This window comes from Pseudoalteromonas sp. NC201 (assembly GCF_002850255.1).
Classification (GTDB): domain Bacteria; phylum Pseudomonadota; class Gammaproteobacteria; order Enterobacterales; family Alteromonadaceae; genus Pseudoalteromonas.
Genome location: NZ_CP022522.1, coordinates 2891304 through 2906576 on the forward strand (window position 1 = coordinate 2891304; position 15273 = coordinate 2906576).

General features: G+C 42.5%; 7 protein-coding genes. 3 read left to right on the plus strand and 4 right to left on the minus strand.

What is annotated here, in order from left to right:
* Positions 1 to 234 precede the first annotated feature (234 nt).
* Together PNC201_RS12545 and PNC201_RS12550 are read left to right on the plus strand one after the other, a co-directional pair.
* Positions 235 to 498, plus strand: a complete 264-nt coding sequence (locus PNC201_RS12545) for a GrxA family glutaredoxin (RefSeq protein ID WP_010378880.1) — start codon at positions 235 to 237, stop codon at positions 496 to 498.
* Positions 499 to 627: 129 nt separating this feature from the next.
* Complete coding sequence (locus tag PNC201_RS12550) at positions 628 to 2442, plus strand: DEAD/DEAH box helicase (RefSeq protein WP_102057245.1); 1815 nt, start codon at positions 628 to 630, stop codon at positions 2440 to 2442.
* A gap of 67 nt (positions 2443 to 2509) precedes the next feature.
* Here PNC201_RS12550 and PNC201_RS12555 read toward each other — a convergent pair whose 3' ends face one another.
* The gene (locus PNC201_RS12555; RefSeq protein ID WP_102057246.1) at positions 2510 to 3340 is read right to left on the minus strand and encodes a M90 family metallopeptidase; all 831 of its coding nucleotides are present in this window, start codon (positions 3338 to 3340) and stop codon (positions 2510 to 2512) included.
* Between the two features lie 303 nt (positions 3341 to 3643).
* Here PNC201_RS12555 and PNC201_RS12560 point away from each other — a divergent pair, with 303 nt between their 5' ends.
* On the plus strand, positions 3644 to 5980 hold the full coding sequence (locus PNC201_RS12560; protein WP_102057247.1) for a helicase-related protein: 2337 nt from the start codon (positions 3644 to 3646) through the stop codon (positions 5978 to 5980).
* Between the two features lie 296 nt (positions 5981 to 6276).
* Here the strand turns inward: PNC201_RS12560 and PNC201_RS12565 are convergent, their stop codons facing one another.
* From PNC201_RS12565 to PNC201_RS12575, 3 genes are all read right to left on the minus strand, one after another.
* Complete coding sequence (locus PNC201_RS12565) at positions 6277 to 9192, minus strand: TonB-dependent receptor plug domain-containing protein (protein WP_102057248.1); 2916 nt, start codon at positions 9190 to 9192, stop codon at positions 6277 to 6279.
* Between the two features lie 493 nt (positions 9193 to 9685).
* Entirely contained in the window at positions 9686 to 12553 is a 2868-nt protein-coding gene (locus PNC201_RS12570) for a TonB-dependent receptor domain-containing protein (RefSeq protein ID WP_010606579.1), read from the minus strand.
* Positions 12554 to 12934: 381 nt separating this feature from the next.
* Positions 12935 to 15271, minus strand: a complete 2337-nt coding sequence (locus PNC201_RS12575) for a DNA polymerase II (RefSeq protein WP_102057878.1) — start codon at positions 15269 to 15271, stop codon at positions 12935 to 12937.
* Positions 15272 to 15273 lie beyond the last annotated feature (2 nt).

Sequence of the window (15273 nt, forward strand, 5' to 3'; positions counted from 1 at the left end):
TCTATACTAAAGTTAATCATTTAACCTGAGGTTTGGATAAGGAATGAGCCAACTCATTGTTTTTAAGCTCACATTAAATTATTTCCTTATCTAGCCAGAGAGTTTTGGAGATAATCAGGCGAATTCACTTCCAATAGCTGGCTATTGGAAGTGAATTCAACGCAGTTAGCGCTAAAACTGGCTGCTAGAAAGGCATTAATTATCCGAAGTTCAGGTTCATTTAGGAGAAAGAATATGTTTACTGTTATTTTTGGTCGTGAAGGTTGCCCGTTTTGTGTTCGTGCAAAAGAAGTGGCAGAGCGTTTAACCCAAGAGCGCGATGACTTCAATTTTCGCTATGTTGACATTATCAAGGAAGGCGTAAGCAAAGCCGACCTCGAAAAGTCAGCTGGCAAACCTTGCCCTACCGTACCACAGATTTTTATCGACCAAGATCACATTGGTGGCTTTACTGAATTTGAAGCCTATGCAAAAGCAAATTTAGGCCTTTACCAGTAAATTAGCAAAACCTTGCAGATTAAATTTTAACCAATATCAGGCACATATAAAATAGTGTGAATTTATGCAAGCTTTTGTTTTATCTTTCCTGTACAATTCGCGCCTCTTTAAAATAGTTGAGGCGCATTAATGTCAGAACCAGTTACGTTTGAATCTTTAGACCTTTCACCTGCAATCTTAAAAGCAGTCGAAGAGCAAGGATATAAAACACCTTCTGAGATCCAAGCTCAATGTATACCGTTATTGCTAGAAAGAAAAGACGTACTGGGACTAGCGCAGACGGGTACAGGTAAAACGGCAGCATTTGCACTGCCATTGTTAAACCAAGTAGACGCATCCGTTAAACAACCACAAATTCTTGTGCTTACGCCAACGCGTGAGCTGGCTATTCAAGTTGCTGAAGCATTTCAGCAATATGCTAAATATACTAAAGGCGTTGAAGTACTAGCGCTTTATGGTGGTCAAAGCTATGGCATTCAGCTAAGTGCTCTACGCCGTGGTGCCCAAATTATTGTGGCGACACCAGGTCGTTTGATTGATCACATCAACCGCAAGACGATTGACCTTTCTGGTCTAAACGCACTTGTACTTGATGAAGCTGATGAAATGCTACGCATGGGCTTTATCGATGATGTTGAAAGCATCATGGAGAAAACACCGGAAGAGAAGCAAACTTGTTTGTTCTCTGCGACTATGCCTAAGCAGATCCAATCAATCTGTAATAAATATTTAGACAATGCTGAACAAGTTAAGATCACTCCGCGTAACTCTACAGTATCTACGATCGAGCAAGTTTACTGGCGTGCAACTGCACACAAAAACAAAGCTATCGTACGTTTCTTAGAAGCGGAAGATTACGACGGTGCTATCGTGTTCGTACGTACACGTAATGATACTGTTCAGCTTGCAGAGCTACTAGAGCGTGAAGGCTTCTCAGCTGCACCGCTCAACGGCGACATGAACCAACAGGCGCGTGAGCGCACAGTAGACCGTCTTAAGAACGGCTTGCTAGATATCGTTATCGCAACCGACGTTGCAGCACGAGGTCTTGACGTAGAACGTCTAAGCCTTGTTGTTAACTACGATATCCCACAAGACTGTGAAGCTTATGTTCACCGTATCGGTCGTACCGGCCGTGCTGGTCGTCAAGGTAAAGCAATCTTGTTCGTTAAGAACAACGAGCGTTATTTACTTAAGAACATCATGCGCCATACGCGCTCTGATATTGCACAGGTTGAATTACCAAGTGCGAAAGTCGTTGAAGAAAAGCGTATTGGTGCATTAGAGACTAAGATCTCTACAGCGCTTGAGCACAAAGACATTGAGTTCTTCTCAAAAGTCGCATCAGGCCTTGCACAAAAGCTAGAGCTGAGCCAAGAAGACTTAGCAGCAGCGCTATTGTGTCTTGCACAGCAGCAAACGCCGCTGAAAGTTGAAGATATTCAAATTCAACAGCGTGAGCGTAGAGAACGTGACGACCGTCGTGGCGAGCGTCGCGACAGAGATGGTAGCCGTGGCGAGCGTGGTGAACGCAAATCTCGTAGTCGTGACCGTGCATCAGGTCCAATGGATACTTACCGTATCGAAGTAGGTCGTGATCATGGTGTTCAGGTTAAGAACATCGTTGGTGCTATCGCAAACGAAGCGGATATCTCAAGCAAGTTCATCGGTGAGATCCGTCTGTTCAATGAACACAGCACGGTTCAATTGCCGCAAAATATGCCAAGTGATGTACTTAGCCACTTCAAGAGCGTCCACATCTGTCAACGCCCTATGAACATGACTAAGAGCACTCACCCTGCCGACCAAGGTCAAGGCAGAGGCGAAGAGCAAAGAGACCGTAAGCGTAGCTTTAAAGACCCACGTAGTGGCGGTGGTGATAAACGCCGTCCTGAAGGTCAAAGAAGAGAAAAACGCGAAAGAAAAGAAATTAGCTTTTCTTAATCGAAGCTCTTAAGAAAAAGCCGCTCAACCGAGCGGTTTTTTTATTTTAGCTAGCGTCAGTTATGCTTTAATGTTGTTGCCAATCTCTTGGTTCAAACTGATAGTAGTCTTTTAACAAATTATATAGTTCTGGGTTTTCCTGTTTGAGTTCATGGGGCTTTTCAATAAAGGTTTCTGTTACCACGGCGAAAAACTCCGCTTCGTTTGTTGCGCCGTATGAATGAATAGCATGGGGCATATTGTAAGACAGCTGCATTTTTAAGTGCTGGTAAGCCTTTGATAGCACCCTCCCCCAGTCTTGGTAACTCATTCCTACAGGTAACGCAGGCGTTCCATTCGTCGCACCAGTTTGTTGGTCAAGTTGATGGGCAAACTCATGAAACACCAAGTTGTGGCCATCCTCAGGCAATCGATTTCCCTCAAGTACATCGTGCCAACTCAGCACTAAAGTACCTCCAGGCCAAGACTCTCCTTGACGAACTGTTTGGTGAAAACTAACCAAACCTGCACCATCTCTAGAAGTTTGTGGCGCGTAATAGCTACTGGGATAGAGTAATATTTCTTTGACGTTGGGATATAACGGCCAAGCTTGCTTAAGAACCAGTAAACAGGCATCTGCGGCAATAATTAAAGTCATCGAGCGTGACACCGTTAATCCATCTCTACCCAACACCCGTTTCTCGCCAAGAAACCAGACAATATGTTTTTCCAGCTGTGCGCGGTCAGCATCTGTCATCTTACGATAGATAGGCATGTATTTTAGCAATACTTGCTTATCTGAGGCGCTCAGCGTTTGGTCTTGGTATTTCCTTTGCCACTGCAGTCTTTGAATTTTTTCCCAGTTCCAATACAGAGAAACAAATAGAATAAGGCCGATAATAAGCACTATTTCTATCATGACTGTTGGCCTTTATAAAATAACCTGAACTAGGAATAATAACTTGTTCTCTAGCAGTTGTTATCCCTTACTACTGCGTTAAATTTGTTTGCAATAGGCTAGCTATTGACGCACAAATTTGCCTTGTATTAAGAAAGAACATCTGGCTAGAGTTGAATAATGTTAGAAGGCGTATTTTATATCAGTTCCCTAACTTCTTATTCCGAGTTCAGGTTGAATAATCCGTCAAATATTAATTGGTACTGACTCCGACTTTTTCAAGCAAACTTTGTTACTATGGCGAAAAAATGCAAATGAACTGCTATGTCTTTACCCATTGAATCTTTACAGCCTCAGTTTACTCAAACACTAAGCGAACAAAATGCGATTGTTGTATGTGCCACAACAGGTTCTGGCAAATCAACCCAACTTCCGCTCTGGGCCTCACAACATGGCAGAGTATTAGTCATAGAACCTCGACGTATTGCTTGTACCTCTTTAGCTGAATATGTCGCGGCTCAAAGTGGCTCACCGCTTGGTGAAAAGGTGGGCTTTGCTATTCGGTTTGAGGGGAAGTTTTCACCAGACACTCAGGTAGTTTATGCAACGCCTGGTGTGGCATTAAGGTGGTTTTTTGAGAGCAAACTTGCAGAATTCAGCGTCGTTATGTTGGATGAGTTTCATGAAAGACGCTGGGACATGGACTTATTATTAGCGCTCTTAAAGCAGGCTCAATCACACAAACTAATTGTTACCTCGGCGACGTTAAACAGCCAAAAATTAGCCTCTTATTTAGGCGCCCCTATCTTCGAGTCAGAAGGATTCATTTACCCCGTTGAAGAGTGTTTTCACGCGCCCGATCCAAGAACTATGCCCCAAAAAGAGCAACTCGATACTCGAGTTTTTGCAGCTTGCCAATACGCATTGGAATATTGCCAGGGCGATATTTTGGTCTTTTTACCTGGCAAGGCCGAGATCCAAGCAAGCTTAGCTAAAGTAAAAGCGCTGCCAGCGACTATCGTTGGTTTATATAGTGGCTGCAGCCCAGAAGCTCAGCGCATTGCATTAACCGCACAAAGTACACGTCGAATTATTCTCGCAACCAATGTTGCCGAAACCTCGCTCACTATTCCCAATGTCACTTGCGTGATTGACTCAGGGCTTGAGCGTCGTACTCATTTGCGCCTTGGAAAAACCGTATTAGGCTTAGATGCGATTGCAAGAGATTCGGCAAAGCAACGTCTAGGACGCGCAGGACGCACGCAACCGGGACTATGTATCCGGTTATATGGCCAATACGCGCCATTGATAGACAGCCCCCCGCCTGAAATCCAAAGAGAATCATTGACAGAGCTTGTACTTGCGGCGGGCTGCGCAACAACAGGCGTCTCGTCTATTGATTTTATTGACCCACTTCCTGAAAGCTCACTAAATAAAGCTACACAACAGCTAATTACATTAGAAGCCATTGATGAACAAAATATAGCAACTCCGCTTGGCAAGCTGCTGTACCCGCTACCAGTCGATTTTGAGTTTGGTTATGTGATCCATAAATTGGCTTCAAACACGCTACGCCAAGCGGCTATTGACCTTATTTCGCTACTGTCTGTGCCAGCCCGAGTCTACCAGCTACCTAATGATGTAGAGCGTTTAACAAGATTAAATAGCCGATTTACTCGAGGCTCAGATATAGAAATCGCTATCGCGGTGGTGAGAGGACAAACTGAAGAATTAATTGATATTACGCCTGAGGCGCTCACAGAAGCACAGCAATTTAGCACGCAATTGCGTGAAGCATTTGCACTACCACCTTTAGATAAGGCAGCCAGTTTTGACCATGACAAACTGGTCATTGAGTTAGCTAAGCTAATGCCACACTGGGTTTATATTAATAAGCAAAACCGTCGCAACGGCTTTAACAATGGCCTAGCTGAAGTCATGCCTTCAAACCATACTCGCGTCTCGGGACAGGCTGAAGCATTACTGGTATTAGATACTTTTTCTCTCGCAGGTAAAGGTACCAAACAAGCCAAGACGCTCGCGATGTGTAATGCGCTACTAACGAAAAAGCAATTACTTGAAATGGGCCTCGGCAACCAAACATTGCACTCTGCCCATATTGATAATGGTGAGCTTTGGGGTGAGTTTATTACACATTACAGTGACGAGGTTTTAGGCCAACAAACTAAGCGCCTTGAAAAGCCTAAGGATGTTGTTTATGCCTTAGTATTTCTTATCCATAATAATACGCTCTTTTCAGGTTTGGCCAAGCAAATAGAAGCCAGTATTGAGCAAACTGCATTGTTCTACCAATTTCATGAGCGCGATGAACTTGTGCCCACACTCAACTCCTTTTTAAGTGACAAACTAACGGCCCTTGGTATAGAAAGCTATGACGATATAGAACTAATCAGCGAACAAGACTTGTTATTCAAAGAAATTGAAGCGTGGGAATTAACACCGTTTATTGAAAAGTTTCCGCTAACCTGGTCAATTCCAGAGCTGACTATGGCGGTAAGCTATAACTTTAAAGGAAAAAGAATCGAGCTTACTCATATCAACGGTACAAGGAAAGGCGCACCAAAGAGGTGGGAATTGCCAGCCTGGAGTGGTTTTAAAATACGCTATCGTAAAGCGAGTAAAGTAGTCGATGTGACTTAACTTAACCTGAACTCGGGATAGTAACTTGTTCTTTAGCAGCTGTTATCTCTTACTACTGCGTTAAATTTGCTTGCAATAGGCCAGCTATTGACGCACAAATTTGCCTTGTATTAAGAAATAGCTTCTGGCTAGAGTGATATTACGCTTTTGAGCTTAGGTATTTTAGTTTAATAACTAACTTCTTATCCCAAGTTCAGGTTAACGTATTTTTGTCCAACCTCCACAATATTATGGTTGGGATACTGAAATAAAAAAGGGCTAACCGAAGTTAGCCCTTTTTGTATGTTAATTCATTTTTAGAATCGGATATTAAGACCAACGTTTAGACGACGGCCGTAAACATCAAAGAACTCACCTTCATCATATGTTCCTGGATTTCTCGGTGGTGTAATATCAAATAGGTTAGCTACACCAGCACGGACCTCAATCATTTCATTAACTGTATAGCGAGCATTCAATGTCCACTCAGTATATGAAGGAACGTCATTGTAGTTATTGACTTCAGCAGTCCACTTTCTATCGTTTACTGTCGAATGACGATACTTACCAATTAGACCAACATACAAATCATCGTATGTGTAGCCAATCGTCAAGTTACCTTGCCAGCGAGGGTATCTAATTTCGCCAACTGTTGGGTTAAATTCATACTCTTCGTTCGCAACGTCAGTATTAAACTCACGGTGCTCTAAGTATGTAGCAAGTAGACGGAAATCAAATGAACCAAACTCAGTTTCATACTTATATGTTGACTCGATATCAACACCTTTAAGTGCATAAGACGCTAAGTTATATGGTGCATTACGTACAATTGAGATCTCTTTGGTCGCTGGGTCACGGTCTACTAACTCGCAAGATGTGTTATCAAGGCTCGATGCCTCGTAACAATCGTCTACCACACGCTGCGGACCTAGAGATGCAATAGCGTCTTCTACATCGAAGCTCCAGTAATCAACAATTAACGTTAAGTCTTCTGTCGGTGTATAGATAAAACCAAACAATGTATCGTCAGAAGTCTCTTCTTTTAGATTTGGATTACCAGAATTCACACTTGGAGGTGTAACACCACGCCAATCAACAGATGGTCTCCAATTTGACTCTAAAGGACCTGGGTTAGGGATACCCGCGGCTTTACAGTTTGCGATAATATTCGATTTCTTTTCAGCATCAGCGGTTGCAATTTCAACTTGGTCACATGGATCTCTATACGACCTAAATGACTGAGTACCTGCTGCATGAATTTGTGATAATGAAGGAGCACGAACTGACTGCGATTTAGTCGCACGGAAACGTAACTGGTCATTTACCGCATAGTTAAAACCAACCTTCCAAGCAACATTATCACCTACAGACGAGTAGTCCATGTAACGAGCTGCAAGCTCTAGGCTCAACGACTCAACAAATGGCGCGTCTGCTAGTAGAGGGATTGAAGTCTCTAGACCAATCTCATCAACCGTGAAAGATCCTTCCCAGCCATATACAAAGTTACCAAATACTAGGTTATTTTGCATCGCTGCTCCTGGTTTGTTAGAACCAGTTTCTTTCCTGTGCTCTGCACTAAGTGCAAACGATACGCCACCGGCTGGCATTTCGAACGCATAGCCAGATAGTACACCACCGATAATTTGCTGTTGTTTCACTTTCGAGATTGAAGCCGATGTAGTCACATAATCCATCGCTTCTTGAGAAGCACCGTTTAAGCCAAACAGACTAAGCGGTTGACAACCATCCAACGCACCTAAAAGTTCACCTTCTTCATTACGGTTAGCACAACGAACAACACCATCAATCAACACAGCATCGATCGCGTTATTGTAATTTTCTTCTAGGAATTCACCATTCCAAACTGTGTCGTTTTTATTACGACCATAGCTGAAATAGACTTCATAATCATAGTCATCTAGCAAAACACCTTGGAAAGAAAGCGTCGTGTTTAATGAAGTACGATCATCTTCATAAGTACGGTTACCAAAGCCCTGAGCTAGTTTATAGACTCCGATTGTGTCGTCATCTTCGTAGCCTGCCTCTGCAAACTGTGCTTTTGCATCTGGGTGCCAAAATGCGTTATCCGCACGTAGGGTACTATATAAGAAAATTGGGCTACTTTCAGAATACGCACTCGCCTTAGAGAATGAGATCTCAAAGTTCATTGAGTGGTCTTCATGGTAGTTATTTACAACATTTGAAAATACGTTGAAACGTCTCAGTGGCGTTGCCAAATATTGGTGTTCAATAAATTTATAACCATTAGCAAATTCATCACCGAAATAACGGTGTTGATCGTTAGGAGCTGGCTGTGGACCTCCACCTGTCGCAAATGGAGTTAGCTCCCCGTTGTCACCAAATACAAAGTGACCATCAGGTAGAAAAGCATCACCAGCACGGTCATAAATACCTAAAGTTTGAAGTCCACCGTATTGCGCCCATTTACCATCGGCAAGTACACGCTCTGGCAAGCCATCTTTGTCACTTGTGTTGTCTGGGTTACGTAAAGTCGTTACTGGGTTACGTAAAAAGTCACGCTGTTCTGCTGACAATTGCTCTGTTTCTGAGTATGACAAACTTGTAATAAAGCTTGTTTTCTCACCCTCATCACCAAAAGTGAATGAGAAGAATTCTGAACCACCGCCACTTTGTTCTGGAGTAGATTTTTTATAGTTAAAATCGATTGTATCTTGAGACTTCTTCAAAATAATGTTTACAACACCTGCAACCGCATCAGAACCGTATACTGCTGATGCACCGCCGTGTACAACATCCATACGTTCGATCATTTCTGTTGGGATACCATTTAAGTCTACAGCAGGGTTATCTACAGAAGCACCAACATAACGACGACCATTTACAAGTACAAGTGTGCGACCCTCGCCCAATTGGCGTAAGTCAGTGGTATTAATACCAGCACCGAAGATAGAGTTTGTAGTAGTTGTTGGAGATGAACCAACACCTGAAGCTGGAAGTTTTTGAAGAAGGTCTGCAACGTTAGTAATACCTGCGTTTACTAACTCAACACCTGTAATAGAAGTAACTGGAGTAGGTGCAACTTCTGAAAAACGCTTGATACGCGAACCAGTTACTTGGATGCGCTCAACGCTCTCGCCTTCTTCGGCTTGCTGTTCTTCAGCTGAAACAGCTGTACTGGCGAATGCTGCTGTTGATGCAGCTCCGAAAGCTAATGCTAAGCGAACAGCTTTGCTTACTTTATTATTAAACATGATTGATCCCTGATTTTATTTTTATATATACAAAAACCATATGAAAACAATAATTTAATATTAATCAAATCCTGTTTCCAAAGTTGGTCGATTTATCGTATCGAAGGTTATACTACTTTTAGTACCAACATAGGGTCAACAATCATTTCATAAAATAAACGTAAAACACCACTACTTTAACATAAAATATCAAATTTCTCCTTATAACTCATGAAGTTATAAAATTAAAAATAAGTTCACTTTTTTTACCCATTTTGTTATTCATCGCAAACTTTCCTTCTTTGCGCAACAATATGGGGACAAAAATCGCACTAGACCATCAAGTGTTGCTATATATCAGTTGTTCATTGTAAGCATCACTGTGTAAAAGCAATCAATACGCTGTTGGAGTTGTTAAGGAAAAGTGTTTAGTGAGATCGGACTCGGACTTATTTTTGAGACAAAAAGTCGGCCTCGATTTGAGGCCGACTTGAGTCGAAATGCTAAACTTTGTTTAGAACTTTTGAGTTACACCCAAGAAGAACTGACGGCCGAATAGCTTGAAGTTACTTTCATCAGTGTTCGCATTGAACGCTGTTTCAATATAAGGAGGTAGCTCGTCCGTTAGGTTACGAATACCGGCTTGCACCGTTGTGTTCGTGTCAAATGAGTATTGTGCTGTTAAATCGTGATACACATATGAATCAACTTTAGCAACTAAACCTGCTAGTGAATCGTAATTATCACGCTTAATGTAAGTTAGATCACCGTACTCAAGACCAGACTGATAGTTTGCAGCCCACACAACACGTAGGTTGTCTAGGTCATAACGTAGATTGAATAAGATTTTGTCTTCAAAGTAAGACGTGTCATCTTCAAATCTGCCAACGAGATCTTCAACGATAAATGTACCTGTTTCACCATCAAAGTTTTCTTCTCCACGCTCTAAGAAGTGAGTCCATGATACGCTAGCAACAAATGCACCGAAGTCTGTGTCAAATGAATAATTCACATCAAGGTCGATACCGCGAGCAGTCATACTTTGTAAGTTTGTAGTGCGACTGTCTACACGGTCAACTGAACCATCAAAGCCACGTGAGATTTTTGCACACATATCTTCGATAAGACCAGCATAACAACCCTGCAGAATATCATCAGTTGCTAGAGAACCAATTTTACCCTCAATGTTGATATCCCAGTAATCAATAGTGACACCTAAGTTTTCAACAAAATCAGGAGCCCACACAAAACCAATAGTGAATGTTTCGCCTTCTTCAGATTGAACACCTGTGTTGCCACCTAAACGTGTACGAACTTGCGCGTCAGCACTGTTGTGACCGCCTGCTGGAGCCCCCATTTCAAGACATTTAGCCTGACCGGCTGCAGATAAACCACCAATGTTTGCCGCAGAACACGGATCTGAAGCGCTTTCAAATGAATCAAGCTCTGGCGAATACAAATCGCTTAGCGTTGGTTCACGGTATACTTCGGAATAGTTTGCACGGAACTTTAAGCCATCAAAAATGTTTGACTCAATTTTAGCCATCCAAGAGAAGTTTGAACCAGTTGTGCTAAAGTCGTCATAACGTGCACCTAGCGTTAAATCTGCAGATTCAACACCTAAATCACGAACTAGTGGGATCAAGAACTCTGCCGATGCAGCTGTGTAGTTCTTAGATAGACCTGTTAGTGGCTTACTGGTGTTACCAGTCACTGAATCAAAGAACTTACCAGAATCATTTACTTGTTCAAACTCAGTGGTGTAATACTCAAGGCCAAATGCACTTGAAACATAACCTGCTGGGACTTCAAATAGCTCACCAAACACGTCAACACGAACTTGGTGGAATGAATCATTATAGTGATCGCCTAGTGGAGCAGTAATGTAGTCAAGCATCTCTTGCGTCACAGTTCCTGGGCCACCAAATACATTTAACGATACACAATCAGAAATAGGTGCGTCAGGCGTACCACATACCACATTGCCAGCGTCATCTTTGAATGATGGGCCTAAAGCTTTTGCTAGGTGTGGACCGTATAGCTGACCAAAGTCAGTATCTTGAAGGCTATTTGCACCATAGTTGTAGTAAGCATCGAACTGCCAGTTATCGTTAATTGCGCCCTTTAGACCTGCAACTTGTTGGAAACGAACATAATCTTGTTCAAAGTAACGACCACCCTCTAGCATACGACGACGAGAGCGATAAACATCTTCACCGAATGGGTTATAGTAGTTATCAGCTGATACACCGTTAGCCGTCGAACCATTTGACAGTGTAACTACATAGCCTGGGTCATAGGCTGTGTCGAAAGGTACAGCCGCAAGTTCCTGTTTTGAGGTACGCTTATTGATGCGTGTTTCTGTATATACAACAAGGTCATCGTTTAACTCAAATGAAGTATCAACAAAGAAGTTAACGACTTCAAAAGGTGTTTGCATTAAGTTTACTGGGTTGTAATTGTAAGTATCGTTTACCTCTCCACCGCCGACAAATGGACGCATGTCGCTTAGAGAAGGCTTACCGTCACCACCACTTGGGCATTTGTCGTTGGTAAAGTTACCTTTACCTTCAACGTAGAAATTACCACAAGGAGTCGAACCAGACCCTAAAATGAATACGTTCGCATTGTCACCATCTGGAATTAAACCGTTCTCGTAAAAGCTCTTAGCACCTTCTTCTGAGAGCACCTGCCAAGGGTATTGGAAGAAGTTAACATCTTTCACATCACCCTGATAGATTGGATCCTGCTTGGTATAATCGAAACCTACTGTGATATGACCTGCATCGAACTCTTTACCACCAACTAGTTGGAAGCTTTGCTCTTTACCACCACTAAACATGTCATACCAAGACGTTGTTGCTTTAACTTCAACACCAGTAAGTTCTTTTTTGGTGATGATGTTTACAACACCAGCCATTGCTGACGAGCCATACGCAACCGAAGCACCATCTTTTAGAATTTCGATACGGTCGATCATCGCAGCAGGAATATTCTGGAAGTCTGCACTTACAGGCTTACGACCATTGATAAGTACTAGCGTACGCTCTGAACCTAAACCACGTAGTTCTACAAATACACCACCACTACCGCCGTTGTTACGCGTTGTTGTTGCTGGTGATCCAGACATAACTGGGTTTGATTGAACAAATTCACCAACGTTACTGATACCCATATCGCCAAGCGCTTCGCCGCCGATAACAGTAATTGGGGCAGTAGATTCAAGGTCGGTGCGCTTTAAGCGAGAACCTGTAACTTCAATACGCTCAACGCTTTTCGCGCCTTCTTCTTCTGCAACTACATTGGTTGCAAACACGGCAGCGCTAGCGCCACCAAACGCGATCGCTAAGCGAATCGCCTTAGTTAACTTATTGTTTAGCATGTGAATCACCCTGGATTGTTTTATTGTAAACAGCTTGTATTAATTATTATTTTGTCGCCTTGTTAATTTCTAAATTGGCAACATTAGGGGCAAGATATTAAACAAACACCCGAGTAATGATCAAGGTTAATTATACCATTTTTTGCAATTACCAATTGCAGGCACAAAAAAACCACAACGTAAGATATTGAATTAAAATAACAAAACCACACAACCGTGAGCTTGATAAAAATAAAAATCCACAAAAACGGGACTAAATATGAAAACAAGGTGAAACACACCATTTTAGTTAACAAAAAAGGAACTTCATTTTAGTGTGTTTTTGCTGATCAATTAATTTTGAGACTTGAAGGTGGCTGCAATTTGAAAGCACGATCCCTATTAAATCAAATCGAAACTTTGTTGCCCATCGGAACGAATTGATAGCTTAGATGCATTTGGAAGCATCTGATATATAGGAAGAATTTGTTTTTCAATGTATTGATAATAATCAATATCTACGAGCTTGCCTTGCTGCGCGAACTTGGGTCCATCGGTACTTAAATAATACGGTATTTGCGCCCCCTTTTTAGCAGTTTGCAACAATCCATCTTCGATAGCTTGTTTCGCCGCTTTTACCTGAGGAGGGATATTTTTTGTATATAACTCAACAGACTTACCAAGCTTCTTTTTATAAATGAGTTTTTCGTCTACTTTTCCAGCGAAAATCTCATTTATGTATTGATGAGTGATCTCAACGGTGTCGAGCCCGTCAAACAGCGCGCGAATAATTGCTTGTTGATATTCCTTTGCAATTTCCGTCCAATCACTACGCACGGTCTCCATTCCTTTAAAAACCAGCTTTTGCTCGCCAAGATCTGTGATCTGCCCAACATATCGCTTTTTAGAGCCGACTTCTTGACCACGAATGGTGGGCATAAAGAATGGGCTATAATGTGTTTCAAACTCTATTTCTAAATAACTGTGAAGACCAAAGCTTTCCGTCAGTAAAACGCGCCAGCGCTCGTTAATTTCTATCATCAGCTGCTTGCCTATTGCTTGGCACGCTTCGCTACGCAAAGACTCGGGTAAACAGACGAAAGTTGAGTCGGTATCGCCGTAGATCACTTCATATCCAAGCTGTTCAATCCAGGTTCGCGTTTGTTGCATTATTTGATGACCGCGCATCGTTATTGAACTCGCAAGACGAGGATCGTAAAAGCGACATCCCTTAGACCCAAGTACGCCATACAAGCTATTCATGATGATTTTAATCGCCTGTGAGAGCATCATGTCTTTGTCTAATTTAGCTTGTTCACGTGCGCTGGAGAGCGCGGCGACTAAACCCGGTAAATGATGTTCTGTGCGGCTAAATTTACCTTTATTAAAGCCCTCTATGGCATGTTCTGGATGTTGTAATCCTTCTATTAACCCCATAGGGTCAATACAAAAAGTGCGGATAATTGAGGGGTAAAGGCTTTTGAAATCGAGTACCAAAATATTTTGGTAGAGGCCTGGCTTTGAGTCCATGACATAACCGCCGGGACTGTCAAAGTTAATGCCATGCTCAGATAAATTTGGTGCAATGTAACCGCTTCGGTGCAGTAACGGTAAATACAAGTTGGTAAACGCGGCGACTGAGCCACCCATTTTCTCGAGTTCCAAACCCGTCAACTGAGTTCGAGCGAGGGCAAATTCAAGTAAGTTTAGTTTACTAAAAATGTCGAGCACCAACTGACAATCTTGTAAGTTATACGCTGCGAGCGCCGGTTTATCATGATGAAACTGCCTGATGATTTCCTCAAGCCTGTCATCCTGTGCGATAAGCTTGGTAGTACCCAAAATCTTCTCAGCCACAAAGCTCAGTTTAAATGTTTCAAAGTGATAGGTCGCATTTTTCATCATATCGATGCCATCTAGCATCACTCTCCCCGGAATAAACACCCGGGTATAGTTACCTTTGAAGGTCGACATCGCTCCGCCATCTCGCCCTATCGCAAGTGCGACGCCGTTAGCCTGTGCGCGTTCCACAAGTATTGCGGCATCGAACTCAATCACATTCCATCCGATTAACACATCTGGGTCTAAACGATTCACTTGCTTGACCAGCTCTTCTAATAACGCAATTTCATCTTCAACCCAAACGACATTGACGGCAGCATGCTGCGCCTCACCTATCATGATCACCAGCTTTTTGGTATCGGTCACTAAACCCACCGAAAATAAGACCCCCTCGCCGTTACATTCTATATCGATAGAAAGCATTTCAAGGTGTGGCCTATAATCATCACAAGCCTTAAATTGCGCCTGAGTAATTTCGATATAGCCCGGTTTTTGCGTGGCTTTACCTTTGACCCAAGCAGCTCCGCGAATAAAGCGCTCCATTAAATAGCGGTCGGAATGGCGAATATCCTCTTCATATAACGCGATTTTATTTTCAAGTAGCTGTTTTGCCTCATAGAAGTGATTCAAGGTGCGAAATTTCACAACACAAACAGGAGCTTGATCGAAGTGCTTTAGTTGACTTGGCGAGATGCTAAACTGCAACTGAGCGCGACTTAGCAGCAGCTCTACTTCCGTTTTTTTATCTTGTTTAATGAAAAAGAGTGGCTGCTCATCCTCTACCCACACCTTGAGTAACTGATGTTGCGATTTGAGCCAATAACACAAGCGCAGTTGGCCATTTACCTGCATCTGCTGTCTCGATAAAATAAAGCCCTGATATATCGCTTGTGCCAACT

Bases quoted from the DNA above. Each gene is read 5' to 3' on its own strand.
- PNC201_RS12545 (WP_010378880.1), top strand. From the start codon at position 235: ATGTTTACTGTTATTTTTGGTCGTGAAGGTTGCCCGTTTTGTGTTCGT.
- PNC201_RS12550 (WP_102057245.1), top strand. From the start codon at position 628: ATGTCAGAACCAGTTACGTTTGAATCTTTAGACCTTTCACCTGCAATC.
- PNC201_RS12555 (WP_102057246.1), bottom strand. From the start codon at position 3,340: ATGATAGAAATAGTGCTTATTATCGGCCTTATTCTATTTGTTTCTCTG.
- PNC201_RS12560 (WP_102057247.1), top strand. From the start codon at position 3,644: ATGTCTTTACCCATTGAATCTTTACAGCCTCAGTTTACTCAAACACTA.
- PNC201_RS12565 (WP_102057248.1), bottom strand. From the start codon at position 9,192: ATGTTTAATAATAAAGTAAGCAAAGCTGTTCGCTTAGCATTAGCTTTC.
- PNC201_RS12570 (WP_010606579.1), bottom strand. From the start codon at position 12,553: ATGCTAAACAATAAGTTAACTAAGGCGATTCGCTTAGCGATCGCGTTT.